We start from the raw sequence: 17,963 nt of genomic DNA on the forward strand, positions 1-17,963 counted from the left end.
TTGGTGAGTGAATTTTGGCTTTTTATGTATGCAGACTATTTTGTTAGTAACATTTTATGTCGAAAAGTCCTAATAGGAACGGAATATTGTTTGGTAAATGTTAATGATGACACGTGAATAATAGGGATACTATCAATAGTGAGTTTATGCGTAAATTTAGAGCATTTTTCTGTTTTTAATGGTGCGTGGCGCACAAAAATGGTGTGTTATGAAAACGGTTAAATACTTGTTAATGCATTTCTATTCGCTCATTGTGCGTGTAATTAATGTTTTTTCGGCGGAATATACTTTAATTGTTGCTTTTTTGTGTAATTTTTGCCAAATTGTCTCCGCATTAAGATTTCAGAGTATTATTCTGAATTTGAACGGATTCATTCAGGTGATGAATGGCGCTTTTATGGCGCGATTTAATACCACAGACAAGGCAGTAGAGGTCTGAAATGTCACTATTAGAGGTGAAAAACCTTCGTATTGAATATCCATCCCGTCACGGTGTCCATGCGGCCGTGAAGTCGCTTTCCTTTCATATTGATCGTGGCGAGATAGTGGGTGTTGTTGGCGAATCAGGTGCGGGTAAATCCACCGTTGGTAACGCCGTTATTGATTTGCTTAGTCCTCCGGGACGCGTTGCTAGTGGCGACGTGTACCTTGATGGGGAGAAAATTTCTGGTTTAACACCGGAAGCGATGCGTAAGGTTCGCGGCTCTAAGATTGGCTTTATCTTTCAGGACCCAATGACCTCGCTTAACCCTCTATTTACGGTTGAGCAGCAACTGAAAGAGACCATCCACGCCAATATGAAGGTGTCGGATGAAGAGGCGTATCAACGCGCGCTTTCTCTTATGCAGCAGGTTGGCATTCCTCAACCGGAAAACCGCCTAAAACAGTACCCACACCAATTCTCTGGCGGTATGCGTCAGCGTGTGGTTATTGCTATCGCACTGGCTGGGGAGCCAGATTTGATCATCGCCGATGAACCAACCACGGCACTCGACGTATCAATCCAAGACCAAATCCTAAACCTTATCCGAGAACTGTGTATCAAGAACAACGTCGGTTGTATGTTGGTGACGCACGACATGGGTGTGGTTTCAAACGTGACTGACCGTGTGGCAGTTATGTATCGCGGTGATTTGGTGGAGTTTGGTCCAACCGCTAAGGTATTGGGCGATCCTGATCACCCATACACACGCAGTCTAATTTCAGCCGTTCCTCGTTCTGATATCAAACTCGATCGTTTCCCGTTGGTAAGCTATATCGAAGAAGCGACAGAGCTACAAGAACTGGACATTAAGAACCACTGGCTGGGGCAAAGCCAAGATCAGCGTGAGTACACGGGTCCTCTATTGGACGTGAAGAACGTGAATCTGCGCTTTGTGACCAAAGATTCGTTGTTTGAAAGCCGCCGCGAATACGTGCAGGCGTCGAACAATGTCAGCTTTGAAGTGCACGAAGGCGAGACGTTTGGCTTGGTGGGTGAATCTGGCTCAGGTAAATCGACCATTGCACGTGTGATTGCTGGTTTGTACGAACCAAACTCAGGACAAGTAAGTTTTGAAGGCATTGACCTAACGGCACTGAAATCAGAAAAAGCGCGTCGTCCATTGCGCCGTCAGATGCAGATGGTGTTCCAAAATCCATATACTTCAATGAACCCGCGTATGAAGATTTTCGACATCATCGCGGAGCCAATTCGTTTCCATAAACTCACCAAGAATGAAGCGGAAACGCGCCAAATTGTGAATGACCTACTTGATCACGTAGGTTTGGGCAAAATGGCGGGTGTGAAATACCCTCATGAATTCTCCGGTGGTCAGCGTCAGCGTATCTCAATTGCGCGTGCACTGGCGACCCGTCCTCGACTACTGATTTGTGACGAACCGACATCAGCGCTAGATGTATCGGTACAGGCACAGATTCTAAACTTGCTGAAAGATCTGCAAAGTGAGCTCAACCTCACCATGCTGTTTATCAGTCACGACTTACCGGTTATTCGCCAGATGTGTGACCGAGTAGGTGTGATGCAGATGGGGACGCTACTGGAAGTGGCGCCAACCGAGCAGCTATTTACTGCTCCTCAGCATGAGTACAGCAAGAAACTGATTTCTCTGATGCCTGAGTTCACAGGTTTGAGAGAAGAGATCAAAACGGCATAAACCAAGTTTTTCGCTTGGCTGACCATCAAGGTCAACAAACCTTAGTCATAACAAAGACGCAAACACAACAAGGGATTCGAATTCCCGCATGAAGGAGTTATGCAAATGAAAACCATGAAAAGCAAATTAGCAGTGGCGCTAATGGCAGCAGGTCTAAGCTTTAACGCATTGGCAGCAGATATCAAAGTTGGCTACGCCGCTGACCCAGTATCGCTAGACCCGCATGAGCAGCTATCAGGCGGTACGCTGCAAATGTCACACATGGTATTTGACCCACTAGTTCGTTTCACTCAAGAAATGGATTTTGAACCTCGTCTAGCAGAAAGCTGGGAGCGTGTGAACGATACAACGGTACGTTTCAAGCTTCGCCAAGGTGTTAAGTTCCACTCAGGCAATGCTCTAACAGCAGATGATGTAGTGTGGACTTTTGAGCGTCTACAAAGCTCTCCAGACTTCAAAGCGATCTTCGACCCGTACGAGAAAATCGTGAAGGTGGATGATTTTACGTTTGATCTAGTAACTAAGGGGCCATACCCACTAGTGCTACAAACCGCAACGTACATTTTCCCAATGGACAGCAAGTTCTACTCAGGTCAGACGGCAGACGGAAAAGATAAGTCTGAGCTAGTGAAGCACGGTAACTCATTTGCATCGACTAACGTATCTGGCACGGGTCCATTCATTGTGACTTCACGTGAGCAGGGCGTAAAAGTGGAATTCGAACGCTTTAAAGATTACTGGGATAAAGCGTCGAAAGGTAACGTTGATAAGCTAACGCTGGTTCCGATCAAAGAAGACGCGACTCGTGTAGCAGCACTGCTTTCTGGCGGCGTTGACATGATTCATCCAGTAGCACCAAACGATCACAAACGTGTGAAAGATGCAGACGGCATCGATTTAGTGACGCTACCAGGTACGCGTATCATCACATTCCAAATGAACCAAAACAGCAATGAAGCACTGAAAGATGTTCGCGTTCGCCAAGCGATTGTTCACGCAATCAATAACGAAGGCATCGTGAAGAAGATCATGAAAGGCTTCGCAACGGCAGCTGGTCAACAGAGCCCTGCTGGTTACGTAGGTCACGATGACAGATTGGTTCCTCGTTACGATCTGAAAAAAGCGAAACAGCTGATGAAAGAAGCGGGTTACGAGAAAGGCTTTACGTTGACGATGATGGCGCCAAACAACCGCTATGTGAATGATGCGAAAGTGGCACAAGCGGCGGCAGCAATGCTGTCTAAGATCGGTATCAAGGTTGATCTGAAGACCATGCCTAAAGCGCAATACTGGCCTGAGTTCGACAAGTGTGCGGCCGACATGTTGATGATTGGTTGGCACTCAGATACGGAAGATTCAGCGAACTTCAACGAGTTCCTAACCATGACTCGTAACGAAGAGACAGGTCGTGGTCAGTACAACTGTGGTTACTACTCAAACCCAGAAATGGACAAAGTGGTTGAAGCAGCAAATGTTGAAACTGACCCTGCGAAACGTGCAGCAATGCTGAAAGGTGTAGAAGCGACGCTATACAACGACGCAGCATTCGTACCGCTACACTGGCAAAGTGAAGCGTGGGGCGCGAAGTCTAACGTGAAAGCAGCAGACATCGTTAACCCAATGGTAATGCCTTACTTCGGTGATCTAGTGGTTGAATAATCACGGTTAGTCGATATTGAGGAGGGATGGATGTCCCTCCTCAACTTAAAGCACTCGACTCAGTTTTGTTTCAGTCGGATTGAGTTGGTTAGTTAGACTGAATTTTCTCTCTGAATAGAGATCTATGGATAGTTAAGGGGCAAGGAATGTTTTCGTTTCTGGTCAAGCGCCTGTTTCAGGCACTGATAGTGATGTTTGTGATCAGTTTGGTGGCGTTTGCCATTCAGGATAACCTGGGTGACCCGCTGCGTGAGCTTGTAGGTCAGTCGGTTTCAGAAGCAGAGCGTCAAGCGCTGCGTGATGAGCTGGGCCTGAACGATCCCTTTATCACAAAATACACTCGCTTTGTGGGTAATGCGCTACAAGGTGATTTAGGTACATCTTACTTCTTCAAGCGACCTGCGGTTGAGGTGATTCTCGATAAGCTGGTGGCAACGCTAGAGCTCGTGTTTGGTGCGACGCTGATTATTGTCTTTCTATCGATTCCACTTGGGGTGTATTCCGCGATACATCCAAAGAGTATCTTCACCAAATTTGTCATGGCGATGAGTAGTGTCGGCATCTCTATTCCGGTGTTCTTAACCGCAATCATGCTGATGTACGTTTTCTCCATCGAACTGGGCTGGTTGCCTTCCTACGGACGAGGAGAAACGGCGAATGTGCTCGGCTGGGAATCGGGCTTCTTCACCATTGATGGTATTAAGCACTTGATTCTGCCGTGCGTGGCATTGGCTTCGATCATGTTGCCGCTATTTATCCGTCTGGTTCGCTCAGAAATGCTGGAAGTACTGAGTTCGGAATATATTAAGTTCGCTAAAGCAAAAGGTTTGAACTTAAACAAAATTTATTATCAACATGCACTTAAGAACACCATGCTACCAGTACTAACGGTAGGTGGCGTGCAAATTGGTACTATGGTGGCCTACACCATTCTTACTGAAACCGTGTTCCAATGGCCGGGTACTGGCTTTCTTTTCCTAGAGGCAATTAACCGTGTAGATACGCCGTTGATCACTGCCTACGTTATCTTTGTTGGTCTCATCTTCGTGGTAACTAATACCATCGTTGACTTGCTGTACGGCATTATCAACCCAACTGTGAACCTAACTGGAAAAGGAGCTTAATCATGAGCCAATCAAATGTAACACCAGCTCCTGAAGCCGCTCCATCGGCATGGCAGCGTTTCAAAGAGTCAGACTTTTTGTATTACTTCAAACGCGACAAAGTTGCGATGGCAAGTTTTACCGTCTTTATGATGTTTTTAGTGTTAGCTTTGGCTGCACCGATTCTGGCACCGACTGACCCATACGATCTGACGTCGATCGACATTATGGACTCAGAGCTACCACCATCTTGGATGGAGGATGGTGATGAGCGTTTCGTGTTGGGCACTGATGAGCAAGGCCGCGATATTTTATCGACCATTCTTTACGGCTCTCGTCTGTCTCTGACCATTGGTTTCCTTGCGGTTGGCCTGCAGTTGGCTCTGGGTATTATCATTGGTCTGTCTGCGGGTTACTTCGGTGGTCGTATTGATAGCTTCTTAATGCGTTTTGCTGATGTACAGTTATCGTTCTCTACCATGATGGTCGCGATCATCGTATCAGCTATCTTTAAAGCCAGCTTTGGTAGTGATTTCTATAGCCAATATGCGGTAGTCATGTTGGTGGTGATCATTGGTGTGGCTGAATGGCCTCAATACGCACGTACTATTCGAGCCTCTGTTTTGGCAGAGAAGAAGAAAGAATATGTTGAAGCGGCACGTGTCATGGGCTTTAAAGCGCCTCGCATCATGTTCCGTCATATCCTACCTAACTGTTTATCGCCAATCTTGGTTATCTCAACGGTACAGGTAGCGAATGCGATCATGTCGGAAGCGGCGCTGTCATTCCTCGGTCTGGGTCTACCAGTCGACCAGCCGTCGTTAGGTGCATTGATCAGCATCGGCTTTAACTACATCTTCTCGGGTGCATGGTGGATTACAGCCTTCCCAGGTATCGTACTAGTAACGCTAGTATTGGTTATCAATTTATTGGGTGACTGGCTGCGTGATGTATTCAACCCCAAAATCTATAAAGGTTGATCTCGGTAGTTAAGAAAACAACAAGTTGAGTATAAAATACGAGCTGGATGAAAATCCGGCTCTTTTTTTGCTTGTTGTTTTATCATTCATGTTTTATTGACGCTTTGTCGCGATAATTTCATCACTAAACCTTATTAGAGTGAAGCGTATGGAAATGAAGAAGGCGCTTAAGCCATCACGTATCGCCCATCCAACTTTGAGCTTAGCCTTACTGCTAGCCTGTGCACCGTTCGCGGGGACGGTAAGTGCGCAAGAATTCCTGTGTCAGGCGACGCAAGCGAGTCATCAAGAGTTACCTGTTCTGGATAAAACTTGCCCTATTGGGAAGGGAGTATGGGGAAAGAAAGTGCCGCAAGGAGGCAATTTATATTGGGTTCAATGTGGCCTATTGCCTAAGAAAATGCCGTTAGTGAAAGCTAAACCACTCTATAACAAAATCAGTACTGATGTCTGGATGAAGCCGGAAGACAAAGGGTTTCGCTGTTTGATTGGTCCGTACAAAAGTTTCAAGCAAGCGAGCACAGATTTAGCCCAAGTTAAGACCATATCTGGTTATAAAGAAGCCTTTATTCGTGTGGTGGGAGCAAATACCTCTAAGCCAGTGAAGAAGACTAAGAGTGTAAGCAAGCCGAAGCCAGTGGCTAAGAACACCTCTGCGTTTGAGCCAAAGCCAGCTGCTGTAGTTGTGCCGAAGGTGGCCCCTTCTACAAAAGTGAAGCCTGTAGAACCTGTGAGTGTCAGCAATAATGTGGAAGTCCGATTAAAGGCCATCTTACAGGGTAAAACTTACGTCGTACCTTACTTGCTTGATGCAGGAAATCAGTTTTACATGGAATATGGTAAACCGTGGAATCGTTTGAGTTATGCAAGCTCGCAGCAAGTATGTGGTGAATTAGGGATGAGCTTAGTTTCTCCAACAGAGTTTAAAGCTTTGCGTGACTCTGGCGTAATGGAGAAGAACAAGTGGCCTCTGCAATTACCTTATTGGGGTAAAGATAAGAAGGGCTTGTTTGCTGATCGAGAGCCAAATCAGCTGACGGGTACCTCGTTGCTGAATGTAGTTTGCGTGAAATAGTTACCTTGAAATAAAGAAGCCCCGCGCAAGCGGGGCTTTGTGTTTATTGGACTCAGAGGTTATTCGTTATCGCCTTCACCTGTCCATTCAATATTGAATTTCACCGCTTCAACGTATTCTGCATTTTCGTCTTTGGTTTTGCCGATGAAGCTATATACGTTACCAATCTCTAAGTCCTGAACTCCTGATAAATCAAAGTATACGCTTGCGTACTCGATTCCATCTTCAAACTGCTTATTACAACTGCCACCGATGTAATGTTGGTTTGTTGTTAGGTCATCACCCGAGAAGGTAAAGATATCGTAGAATTCGTCGATGGTATCGCAGCTAAAGTCTTTACCTTCTACATCAAAATTCATGTACGCCTTGTAGCCTTGAGAACCCTCTACCAAAGCAAAACTGACCATGCCTAGATCGTAAGTGTTATCTTGTTCTGCTGGTAGGTACATGTAGCCAAAACGTTTGTCGTAACTATCATCCGATTTCACTTGAATACGAGCTTCTGCATCAGACTCATCAGCAAAGTATGTGTAGCGCTCTGCCGTCTCATCTAATGCGATAGGGCGATGAACAATGGTCTTTGCGCCTTTAGCTAGGTCATCAGCGTTACCAGCAACGTCAACTTCAAAAGACTCCGTCAGCGACTCACCATCTTCTTCAAATTTGAATGTTGCGATCAGGCGACCATTTTCAACCTTGTAGGTTGCCTCTTCCATTTGGGTGTCGGCGTCAGTACATTCTGTGCGGTTTTCTAGGTTGCGAACATTACCGTAAACAATACCACCTTCAAACTTGATTGATTCACACCATACGCGAGAGTAATCGAACTCATCGTTATCATTACCATCATCCGAGCCGTGCTCTAGGTAGTACCAAGTTTTACCTTCTAGTGGGTGAGTTGCTGGTGGTGGTGTTGCGCCTTCTTTCACCTCTGGCAGTTTAAAAGTTACGCGGGCTTCACCATCTTCGTTGTCTTCTACGCTAACGGTAAAAGTTTGGCCAGCAGCGTAAGCTTTTTCCGGAGTGCCTTCGATAGTGATGATTGCGTTGTTGTTTTCATCGATAGATAGGCCTTCGATAGAGATCGATTCTGCTGAGTGATCTTCTAGTTGGCCGTCTTCGTCTTTAAATAGGCCTGAGATATCGAGAGTTTGCTCGAAAGCTTCACCTTGCTGTAGCTGCCAACCATCAACGATGCTTTGAAGGCGTTTTTGCTCTTCTTCAATTACGATTGGTGCTTGGTTTGCTGTTTCGATATCCAGATCAAATGCAGTGCTTACAGTAGCAAGCGTTTTGCCTGCAGAGTCTTTATCTTCCGCTGTTAGGATGATTTCAAACTCACCTGCTTTGGTGACTTCAGCGGCTGGAGAAAGAACCAATTGGTTGCCTTCGATGCTAACTTCGATACCTGTGCCTGCAAGGTTATGAGTCAGTTTAGGTGTTACCAAGTTTTGGTCTTTGTCTTTGAATAGACCTTCGATGTTCAGTACTACACCATCGAAACTTGCACCTTTCACGATCTCAGCTAGGTTATCTAGCTTGTTCTCTGCAGCATCTTCAACGTCTTCGTTAACAACAAGCTTGTTGTTGACGACGGTTTCTGGCGCTAGGTTGTCACTCTCTGGTGTGCTGTCAGTGATCACTGGGCGTAGGTTTGGATCATTGATGTCTGCGCCAGACTCCACCAAACGGTCAACTTCTTGATCGGCTGCTTGAGCAAACTCTGTTGATTTCTTTTCATAGTTCGCTGGGTTTTGTGCTTTTGATTCCGTCAGAATCTGAGCGGTTTTATGTAATTCGGCGCTTTTATCTACACCCGAAACGAAGTCACTGTATAGATCGATAGGCGCTTCTTCAGTACCACCAAGTGCTTGGTTTACTTTTGCTACTGCTTCTTCTTCCGTTAGCGAGCTGTTGTTTGCCATCTCAATCGCGACAAGGTCTGTGATTGGTGAAATAACGTTAGACGAGTTTGGTGCGCGGAAAACCAGTTCGTGAGCCATCGCTTGGCTTGGGTGATCCATATCTACAGTGTAAGTACCTGCGTAAGTCGGATCTAAAGCGATAAGCTGTTTCTGTTTTGCACCGTTTGGCGTGATAGTTTGCAGTGCCAGAGTACTCTCTGGTTTTGCTTTGATTTTAAGCTGACCTTTCTCATCGGTTAGGCCAAGGAATGTATCATTGGTGTCCCATTGGCCGTTGTTGTTCAGATCTTCAAATACCACTGCGTTTTTGAAGTAACCATCAAAGCCTGTAATCACTACACCAGAGTTGCTGTTGCTTGAACCACTATCTGAACCACCACAACCGGTTAGCGCGATAGCCACTGACGCTGCTAGTAAACTCACCTTATTCATTGTTTATTTGTCCTTGTTTCGTTTCCGAATGAGAAAGTCGCTTTTCGTTTTTTTTATTTTCTAATCTCACTAGTGAGATTAGAAAAGCTGCGCATTTTTAATCGGATTTGGAAGCAGCTTCAAGACACGGAAAACCAAAGAAAAACCGTAAAAAATTTTGGAATATTTTTTGTGGGCTTTTCTATCAATAGAAATATCAAATGAGATTTAAAGTTAGGTCTTTATAAACAATGAGTTGTAATTGTGGTGGTTTATTTATGGGCTGCAGTGTTTTTTGGGTGGTGGTAAATCATGTTTATTTTTAGCTCTTCCACTTTACTTGCGAACTGAGGACGTGGTCGCAGGATGTAGCTATAAACCTCCTCCTGAAGAAACTCATCGTTAGCATGATAATCATTGTTGAAATAGACATAAGCGTATGCGGAGGGCTTGGGAGCAGTTGCGCAATCGGTATTGTTGGAGTAAGAAATAACCTCGCCAAACATACCTTCACCTGCGACGATTGAGGTGTCCCAAAACTGACAGAATTCATGAGCAAATAAGTCGCTATTAGATGTGACAATGTTGAGATCTGAGTCGAAACCGTCGTAATACTCACTATCTTGAGCATGTCGTCGGTCAAAAATATAGTTACCAGCGAGCGCATGGCGATAACCACCGGCAGTCGGAATGAGCAGATCAAATAGGTTGTACTGATACAGCTTTTCTCCTGTATTGACGTTCAAACGTTCTTCCATCGAGCGTTTGTTTTTCTGCATGGTGTAGCTTTCGAAGTGATTATTGTCGAAGATGGTAATAAAGTAGTTTTCTGTTTCTTTATGAACTAGCGAGGTGTAAACCTTTTTAGTGGTCCATATCTGTTGTACTCCGTTGGCTTGCACAATCAGTGAATCATCGCTGATCTTATAGTGGCCGACTTTCTTTAATTCATGCTCTTCAGGACAACGAGTTTTGTTATTGGCTGCAGCATAAAAGACTTGCTCTTCAATAAACTGAAATGCCTCGCAATACACAACTTCATATGCGTATTTTTTTCCGCCAAGGAAGGTGGTAGTTTCAAGGCGATACACAATGCCATCAATGAGAGGGTGTTCCGTATTATTTTGCTCTTCAATCACCGCAGGCAGTTCAAAGCGCGTGGTTACCCAAGCATGATCTTCTGTGCCATGGTGGTCATCTCGTGCTGATACCGCCAAATGCGTAGTTTGACCGAAGGCTTTTGGTGCACCTTGCAACATGATTTGTCCTTGGTTAAGGACACTTAATCCATTGGCATTTTCTAGCCAAATACGCGTTGTCAGCAGGTCACCTTCTGGGTCTTCAAACAATTGCTCCAACCCCAGTGAGTAGTTAATAGGGTTGTTCTGCGCTAGCTCCCAACCAAAGATGATGGTTTGTAGCTGCTGTTCCACCGCAAGGTTAATGATTGGTTTGCCGTTGTCTGTCAAATCATGATTTTGGCTGTTATTGACGTAGGTTTGAGTCAGGCTTTCGGAGTAATTGACCACCGATGATCCCAAAGTATCTTGAACCTGTTCAGGATACTCTGACAACGTTGATTCGAGTGCTTTTTCAAAGGCGAGATCGTTGCTTCGCTCTAGCGCTGATGAGGTTAAGGCTTGCTTTACTTCAATCAAAGAAGTGCGTTCACCATGAGCGGCATTTTTCTTGTCCGTGCCATTTTTCGCTGGCTTGATATTAGCAGCCACAGCAGTCGTTTGTTCATCTGAAAGCCAGAAGCTCGCCATCAAACAGATACCCAGAGTGCCTGCAATCCAGTATTTTTTCATCATGATATTATGCGTGTGCCATTCTTGAGTGCAGCCAACTGCGTGAGAATTTAAGGTCTTTTTCAATCAGACTGGCGCTGCACTCCAGCAGTTCACAGATCTCTTGGTTTTTCATACCCATCAGATATTTGAGCTTCAGAGCGTTAGATTGACGTGGGTAGCGTACACTAAAGTTATCGAGGGCTTTATCCATGATGATCAGTTGCTCGAAGCGATCTTCTTCCTCTTTCATCTGCGTGATGTGTTGGCGTTTTTGTGCTTGATGCGAGCGTGCGTTGTCGATCAAGATTTGGCGCATGACTTTGGCTGCCATTAAGAAGAAATCGCGCTTGGTTTCAATTTCGCTCATGTCGCAGTTAGACATCTTCAAGTAGGCGTCATGGATCAGGGCTGTAGTGCTGTTCACGCTATCTGCTAGTACTTTGTTGTCGGTACCGTATTTCTCCGCGTTGCGTTCGCGTTCTTGCTGGGCAATTTTACGTAGTTGCAGGTAAGCGAATTGGTACAACTCACTTTCTGCCTGCTTATTGCCTGCTTGCCACTGCTGGATAATTTGCGTCAGGGTAGATTTAGAAGCCATGGCTATACGTCCTCACTTATTTTTACAAACTCAGAGATAGAATGGGTTTCGATACGATCAGAACCATCGCGATTACGGCTAATGTCTTGCTGATAACGATACAAAATACCTTGCTCCCACGTTTTGCCTGCTGGCAGGTATTCCCACGTGGTGTAGTTGATTTCTGCTGGGCTTGGTGACCAACGCACCATCACATTCATCTGCGCTAGCTCAGCACTTGGCTGGTCATTGTTGACCCACCACATATCCATATATTCATTGGTGACATCTTGGGTGTATAGACTGGTATCTGTAGGACAGGTAACGGCATCGACAGGTAAACGCAACACTTGGTTATGACGCATTAGCAGACACGATTGCTTCATCGAGTCTTGTAGGTATTGCGTTTGTTGCCACACGCCTTGGTAAGCTATTTGACTATCTACGGAGTCAGGATAGGTAAACCACAACATCTCTGTGCGGTTGTTGTGTTTGATGTGTTCGTTGGTTCCCAGGCCTTGCACTTTTTCCATTAATAGCTGGGTACTTGGATCGAAGTTGAGCGCAACAGAGCGATATTTCCAGTCGCCTTCATCGTTATAGTCCTCTAGCGAAAAACCGTTGAGGTCATTACGTGTACAACCTGTCTCTGAGCAACCCACCAAACTTTCCCATTCAGAAAATTTTTCAATCGGTTCGATAATCTCTTCAGTCACGCGGTGATTGAGTGATAGGAAACACCCTTGGAAGTAGTCGCCAACACTTGGATGCTGAATTAGGTTTTCTTCAGTAATGGTAAAGTTGATCTCGCCAATGGGCGGTCGATAACGTGGGTGGTGTTGATAGCGAATATCGAATGCGCATGCGCGACCTTTCCAGTCTTTCTTCTTGATGATGATGTTTTTAAAGCGCACGTCACGAGGCTCAAAAATAATTTCATCTGAGGCGAAGTTATTTTCGATGTAGTTTTGGCTTTCATTGAGGTGCTCTACCGCTTCTTGCACCGAAACCCAATCTAAGTTGAGTTGGTGCTTGGCATCATCAAGGAAATTGAGATCAATACGCTTAAGCTGTGCTTGAAAGGCCGGGTCAGATAACACCTTGTTTACCAGTACGATTTCTTGACGATTCTCTGGAGTGCTGTCGAGTGAAAGCAGCAAGCGAGTCATATTAATGCTGCGGCTTGGTTTAGTGGTTGCCATGGTTGGAGTGAGCACTTCTTGGCTCGACATTGTAGTGAGCAAGTAGCCGTTGGCATCATTACCTAAAAAGAAGCTGATAACGTCGCCAGGGCGATACTGAAACGCGCCTTTGTCTGTGTGGCCAGAAAGCTTTGAGCTAGTTTTGTAATACAGCCCAGTCACCGGTGAGTCGATGAAGAAGCCTTGCTTTATGGTAGGCGCTGCCGCTTCTTCCGATGGAGTCGTAGAAGTGGAGTTCGCCCATGCTGGTGCTATCGCTAAAGCAGATAGCCAGATCGCAACGGAACGTGTGTACATTTTAATTTTTAAGCCTTTTTTATGTTTAGCCTTACTGTTGAGTGCGGTCCTTTGGTGCACAATTTGGCTGACAACTTATTGATTTTGTGAGGTGCTTCTCTGGCACCGGCGTCATCATCGCCAACAGCATTTTCTGTTTTATGTGTTTGGGGATATCTGGGTTAGACAGAATCCGCCTGCGTGTCAGCTCCATCATGGCACTGACGGACATATGCTCGACGTTTTGCCCCTTGGCATGAAAGACAAGGCGCGTCACTTCGTACATGATGTCTTCTGCAACCTTCTTCTCTTGTTGAAGTTGTATGTTCTTTTGAATCAGAGTGTTACCAAAAAGCAAACCAGATAACACTAAGATTGCGGATAACAATGATGGCAGCGGCCGGCGTTGTACTAAACGAAGTGTACTGTACAGTGGCCAGTGCTTCTTTTGCTCTATTGGGCGTCGTTCCAAAATACATTCAATATCTTGGCGCAGTGTGCGGACGTTAAGGTAGCGCTGCTTTGCTTTCGCTCGTGTTGCTCGTCTCACCACCCAATAAATGTCTGACCATATAGGCTGATCAGGAAACATCAGTGCCAGAATCTTACCCAGTGAATACACATCACTTTGTTCGGTCAAAAACTGTCCGACTTGCTGCTCTGGACTGGCGTATTTTTCACTGAATGCAATTAATGTGGGAGACGAATCATTACTGTTTGATTGCACCTTTTGCGTTAGGTTGAAATCGAGCAGCTTTGGTCGTTTATTGCGATCAATTAGGATGTTTTCTGGTTTGAGATCTGCATGCAGGACTTGATGCTGGTGGGCGTGTTCCATTGCCTGACAAATCTGCTTGAACAGCAATAACTTGTCATCGTATTCCATTGGCGTGAGCAACAAATATGAGTCTAGGGTCTGACCGAAAACACGTTCCATCACTATGTAAACCGAGTCACCGTGCAAGCCGCCATCAAACACTTTGGCAATGTAAGGGTGGTTTAAACGAGCCAGAAGTTGGGCTTCATCAAACAGTGCGCGTTTGCCTAATACCTTACTGAGGTTGGTTTGAATGAACTTGATTGCAAGGTCTTGTTCAAACGTTTCGTCAGCGCGCAGTGCGGCATACACCACCCCCATGCCTCCGCGCCCTAACTCGTGGGTAAGGCGGTACTTGCTGATCTCTTCACCTGTTAGATCGACCTCTTGTTTGGTTGCCAAATTCGCACCGAAGCTGAGCAACTCTGTTAGTTGTTTTTCTTCGTTTTCACTGGCTAAAAGAGGAGCAACTTGGAGGTAAAGCTCAGGTTGACTCTGCTGCAATTCGTTGAGGTATTGCTGCTTCTGAGAGTCGTCCAGATCAAGCAGGTGATAGTAAATCTGGGTTTCGCTGGAGCCTAACTGCACTGTACTTCGTATCTTATTGTTTTAGGTACGCTATTTTATAAGAAACTCAATATTAATGTCATTTATTTATTAAGCTCTAAATCACAATGTTGGGATTGCAATTTGATGGTTATTTGAGCGTTAAGGTTCTGATTTTATTGATGGGTGTAGAGGATGATTTTTACTTGGCTTGTCGGCGAGGTGTCTATTGGTCATAATGTTACTAGTAACATTACTGATAAATTAGATATTTATGGCTCAACAGAATAAGAAAGTACGAACGACGCTACAGGATGTCGCAGATAAAGTTGGCGTAACGAAAATGACGGTCTCGCGTTATATGCGTAATCCAGACTCTGTAGCAGAAAAAACACGAGTGAAGATCGCCGCCGCGATTGAAGAAATGGGTTACATCGAAAACCGAGCGCCAGCGATGCTGTCGAAGTCTTCCAGTAAAGCGATTGGCATTTTGCTGCCTTCATTGTCCAACCAAATTTTTGCGTCTTTTGTTCAGGGCATTGAAACAGTCACCAAAGCCAATGGCTACGAAACCCTCCTTGCACACTTTAGTTATGATGAATTGGAAGAAGAGCGCAAGATTGCCTCTTTGCTTTCTTACCAAGTCGACGGCTTAATCCTAACCGAAAGCCATCACACTCAGCGTACGTTGCAGATGATCAAGAATGCAGGCGTGCCCGTGGTCGAAACGATGGAACTGCCAGAACAGCCGATTGATATGGCGGTGGGTTTAGATCATGAAGATGCGGCTTATAATGTCGTGAAGCGTATGTTGGAGTCAGGAAAACGTACGATAGTCTACTTCGGTGCCCGCCTTGATACGCGTACCAAGCTACGTATGAAAGGTTATGATCGAGCGATGATAGAAGCAGATTTAGAGCCCAAGCATATATTAACGGGTGAACACTCAAGTTTCTCCTTGGCGTCTGATCTACTAGAACGTGCTTTAGGTACTTATCCAGATCTGGATGGTGTGTTTTGTACTAACGATGATATCGCAATCGGTACACTATTAAATGCGCAGCAACTTAATATCAAAGTACCTGAGCAACTCGCCATTGTCGGTTATAACGCATTGGATATCGGTCAAGCCATCAGTCCCAAGTTAACCAGTGTCGATACGCCGCGTTTTGCAATCGGTGAGAAGAGTGCTGAACTGCTTATCTCACGCCTCAAGGGTGAAGAGCAGGCCGAGATGATAGTGGATATGGGCTATCAAATTACCGCGGGCGAGAGCGTTTAACGCACTCTGACTCACGCTTATTTTTCATTATTCGTTTCTGATGAGGGCACGGGCATGCCACACCAACTTGATGCGTTAGATCTTAATTTAATGCGCTTACTTAAAGCCGTGGTAGAAAATCGCAGCATCAAGTTGGCAGCGATGCAGCTTGGTATTTCGCAACCCAGTGCCAGTCGAGGGGTGATGAAACTGAAAGACGTGTTTGATGACCCACTATTTGTACGTAAAGCTCATGGGGTCGAGCCATCCCCAATGGCAATTCGCTTAGCGGCAGAGTTCGATAACATGCTGTCGCCGCTAGAAAAAGTGGTGCAGGAGTTTTCTGAATTTGACCCACTAGAATACCAAGGTCAGATTGCGATTGTGACAGACCCCTATTTGATGGACGAACAAGGGCAGCGCTTACTGCGTGGCTGCCATCAAGCCTTTCCTCAAGCCTCGTTTGCGTTCTCAAGTTGGAACATCTATTCCCAAGATGAGATGCTAGAGGGCGAACACGACTACTGTATTCTCGATCAAGAAACCGAATTGTCGAAAGACATTTATATGCGTCCGTTGTTTGTCGAAAAACGGGTGATACTGGCGCGAAAAGACCATCCAACATTGTCGCAAGTCAGTAATAATTGGGGCACGGTATCGAAATTGCCGCTGGTATCTCTACCTGGGCCAGCGTCATACAATCCGCAGTGTACGGTTGAATCTGAATATCGTCGCATGGGTTACGAACCTGTGGTGCTGCTCAAGTCCTACAATTTGCGTGTTGCTTGCCAAATGCTGCTTGAGACCGATGCGATCATGTACGCCAGCCAAAGTACCGCGCACTTGATGCATGAACTCGCCTCTTATCCAATGCCAATGGTAAACCGCGAGTTTAGCCAATTTGTTGTTTCTGGTGGGTATTTGCAGACGTATCGTAATCATCCATTGCATCGCCATTTGCACCAAGTAGTGCAGCAAACCCTCAATACACCATTAACGTGATCTCATAGACAAACAGTTCTCATAGATATTCAAAAATGAATATCTCAATTACCTGTCTGTTTCGCTGGAGAAGGGCTAATCTGACTACAAATAGTCAGGAGAAGCGGCTCTTTTTATCTTATCAATTCTTTGGATGTCTAATTCTTGAAAGACATTCACCATTCTCCGTTATGCAGTTTTTTAATTTCTGGGGAGGATGAACCATGCTTATTGCACGTCTATTTTTATTGCTCGCCATCGTTGCTGAAGTTGCCGGGACCAGTACCATGTCATTTATCGGTGAAAGTAACGCGTGGGAAGGCTATTTGGTGATGTACGTTCTGATCGCCATTTCTTATTACTTCTTGTCGATTGCGGCAAAGAAAATTTCCATTGGTGTGGCATACGCGACATGGGAAGGCGTAGGCATTGCCTTGATTACCCTCGTTTCTATCGTTCTGTTTGACGCCAATTTGAGCACGCAGCAGCTCGTTGGCTTGGCACTGGCGGTGGTTGGTATTGTGTGTGTGACGTTGGGTGAATCACACGGTCAGCCTCAACAAAAAGATGAGTTGCCACACTCATCGAATGCGAGGTGTGAATCATGAGCCAGTTCTTTACCGTTTCATTTGGATTTGTGGTGTTGGCGGCGTTGGTCGACATCATGGCAAACATGGCGCTGACTCGCTCTAAAGGCTTTGAACGCAAAGGATGGGGTGTCACTGCGATTGTATTGGTGATGGCGGCGTTTACTTTGCTTGCTCAAGCCGTAAAAGAGATTGACCTTGCGATCGCCTACGCGTCTTGGGGCGCGATTGGTATCTTGGGTACCGCGATTGGTGGTGCTTTGCTGTTCAAACAAAAGCTTAAGCCGATTGGCTGGTTTGGTATTTTTGTTGTTATTGCTGCGGTTGTGGTGATGAAGACGGCTTGATGTCTTTTGCCTGAATCCTAGGTATCGTCATTCTAAACAGCGAGGGACGAGCGTGATTCAGAATCTGCCAACAAAAAGTGCTGTGGCAGAGGTATTTCCTTTCGCTTTACAGTACTTTGATAGTAGATTCCTGATCTCGCCTAGGCTCGTCGGAATGACGGATTCATTCATTTATTTAAAAAGAAAAGTGACCAACCCCAAAGCTCGTCATTCTGAACAGCGAGGGACGAGCGTGATTCAGAATCTGCCAACAAAAAAGTGCTGTGG

Annotated in this window: 14 protein-coding genes; 9 read left to right on the forward strand and 5 right to left on the reverse strand. The window is 45.5% G+C overall.

Features of this window, described 5'->3' with window-relative positions; translation table 11 throughout:
- Nucleotides 1–440 precede the first annotated feature (440 nt).
- The 5 genes from ACTS60_RS01640 (at nucleotide 441) to ACTS60_RS01660 (ending at nucleotide 6,973) form a co-directional block, all read left to right on the forward strand.
- Complete coding sequence (locus ACTS60_RS01640) at nucleotides 441–2,156, forward strand: ABC transporter ATP-binding protein (RefSeq protein WP_005434636.1); 1,716 nt, start codon at nucleotides 441–443, stop codon at nucleotides 2,154–2,156.
- A 105-nt stretch (nucleotides 2,157–2,261) separates the two neighbouring features.
- Complete coding sequence (locus ACTS60_RS01645) at nucleotides 2,262–3,815, forward strand: ABC transporter substrate-binding protein (RefSeq protein WP_440886880.1); 1,554 nt, start codon at nucleotides 2,262–2,264, stop codon at nucleotides 3,813–3,815.
- A gap of 146 nt (nucleotides 3,816–3,961) precedes the next feature.
- A complete protein-coding gene (locus ACTS60_RS01650; protein WP_440886881.1) occupies nucleotides 3,962–4,939 on the forward strand; it encodes an ABC transporter permease in 978 nt (325 codons plus the stop codon).
- Nucleotides 4,940–4,941: 2 nt separating this feature from the next.
- Complete coding sequence (locus tag ACTS60_RS01655; RefSeq protein ID WP_440886882.1) at nucleotides 4,942–5,898, forward strand: ABC transporter permease; 957 nt, start codon at nucleotides 4,942–4,944, stop codon at nucleotides 5,896–5,898.
- Nucleotides 5,899–6,046: 148 nt separating this feature from the next.
- Nucleotides 6,047–6,973: an SPOR domain-containing protein gene (locus ACTS60_RS01660; RefSeq protein ID WP_440886883.1), complete on the forward strand. Its 927-nt coding sequence runs from the start codon at nucleotides 6,047–6,049 to the stop codon at nucleotides 6,971–6,973.
- Between the two features lie 59 nt (nucleotides 6,974–7,032).
- Here the strand turns inward: ACTS60_RS01660 and ACTS60_RS01665 are convergent, their stop codons facing one another.
- The 5 genes from ACTS60_RS01665 to ACTS60_RS01685 all read right to left on the reverse strand — a co-directional run bounded on the left by ACTS60_RS01665 (nucleotide 7,033) and on the right by ACTS60_RS01685 (nucleotide 14,562).
- The gene (locus ACTS60_RS01665) at nucleotides 7,033–9,330 is read right to left on the reverse strand and encodes a hypothetical protein (RefSeq protein WP_440886884.1); all 2,298 of its coding nucleotides are present in this window, start codon (nucleotides 9,328–9,330) and stop codon (nucleotides 7,033–7,035) included.
- Between the two features lie 251 nt (nucleotides 9,331–9,581).
- The gene (locus tag ACTS60_RS01670; RefSeq protein ID WP_440886885.1) at nucleotides 9,582–11,123 is read right to left on the reverse strand and encodes a hypothetical protein; all 1,542 of its coding nucleotides are present in this window, start codon (nucleotides 11,121–11,123) and stop codon (nucleotides 9,582–9,584) included.
- A gap of 4 nt (nucleotides 11,124–11,127) precedes the next feature.
- Entirely contained in the window at nucleotides 11,128–11,700 is a 573-nt protein-coding gene (locus tag ACTS60_RS01675; protein WP_440886886.1) for a sigma-70 family RNA polymerase sigma factor, read from the reverse strand.
- Nucleotides 11,701–11,702: 2 nt separating this feature from the next.
- Nucleotides 11,703–13,178 carry a chromosome partitioning protein ParA gene (locus tag ACTS60_RS01680; protein WP_440886887.1) on the reverse strand — a complete coding sequence of 492 codons (1,476 nt, stop codon included), beginning with the start codon at nucleotides 13,176–13,178 and terminating at the stop codon, nucleotides 11,703–11,705.
- A gap of 31 nt (nucleotides 13,179–13,209) precedes the next feature.
- Entirely contained in the window at nucleotides 13,210–14,562 is a 1,353-nt protein-coding gene (locus ACTS60_RS01685) for a serine/threonine-protein kinase (RefSeq protein ID WP_440886888.1), read from the reverse strand.
- 232 nt (nucleotides 14,563–14,794) lie between these two features.
- Between ACTS60_RS01685 and ACTS60_RS01690 the strand changes: the two genes are divergently transcribed.
- The 4 genes from ACTS60_RS01690 (at nucleotide 14,795) to ACTS60_RS01705 (ending at nucleotide 17,696) form a co-directional block, all read left to right on the forward strand.
- Nucleotides 14,795–15,802 carry a substrate-binding domain-containing protein gene (locus ACTS60_RS01690; protein WP_440886889.1) on the forward strand — a complete coding sequence of 336 codons (1,008 nt, stop codon included), beginning with the start codon at nucleotides 14,795–14,797 and terminating at the stop codon, nucleotides 15,800–15,802.
- 54 nt (nucleotides 15,803–15,856) lie between these two features.
- Nucleotides 15,857–16,783, forward strand: a complete 927-nt coding sequence (locus ACTS60_RS01695) for a LysR family transcriptional regulator (protein WP_440886890.1) — start codon at nucleotides 15,857–15,859, stop codon at nucleotides 16,781–16,783.
- Nucleotides 16,784–16,986: 203 nt separating this feature from the next.
- A complete protein-coding gene (locus ACTS60_RS01700; RefSeq protein WP_440886891.1) occupies nucleotides 16,987–17,370 on the forward strand; it encodes an SMR family transporter in 384 nt (127 codons plus the stop codon).
- The gene (locus ACTS60_RS01705) at nucleotides 17,367–17,696 is read left to right on the forward strand and encodes an SMR family transporter (protein ID WP_440886892.1); all 330 of its coding nucleotides are present in this window, start codon (nucleotides 17,367–17,369) and stop codon (nucleotides 17,694–17,696) included. The genes ACTS60_RS01700 and ACTS60_RS01705 overlap by 4 nt, the downstream gene beginning before the upstream one ends.
- Nucleotides 17,697–17,963: the final 267 nt, after the last annotated feature.

Origin of the sequence: Vibrio sp. WZ-1 (assembly GCF_052037695.1) — a bacterium.
Lineage (GTDB): Bacteria > Pseudomonadota > Gammaproteobacteria > Enterobacterales > Vibrionaceae > Vibrio.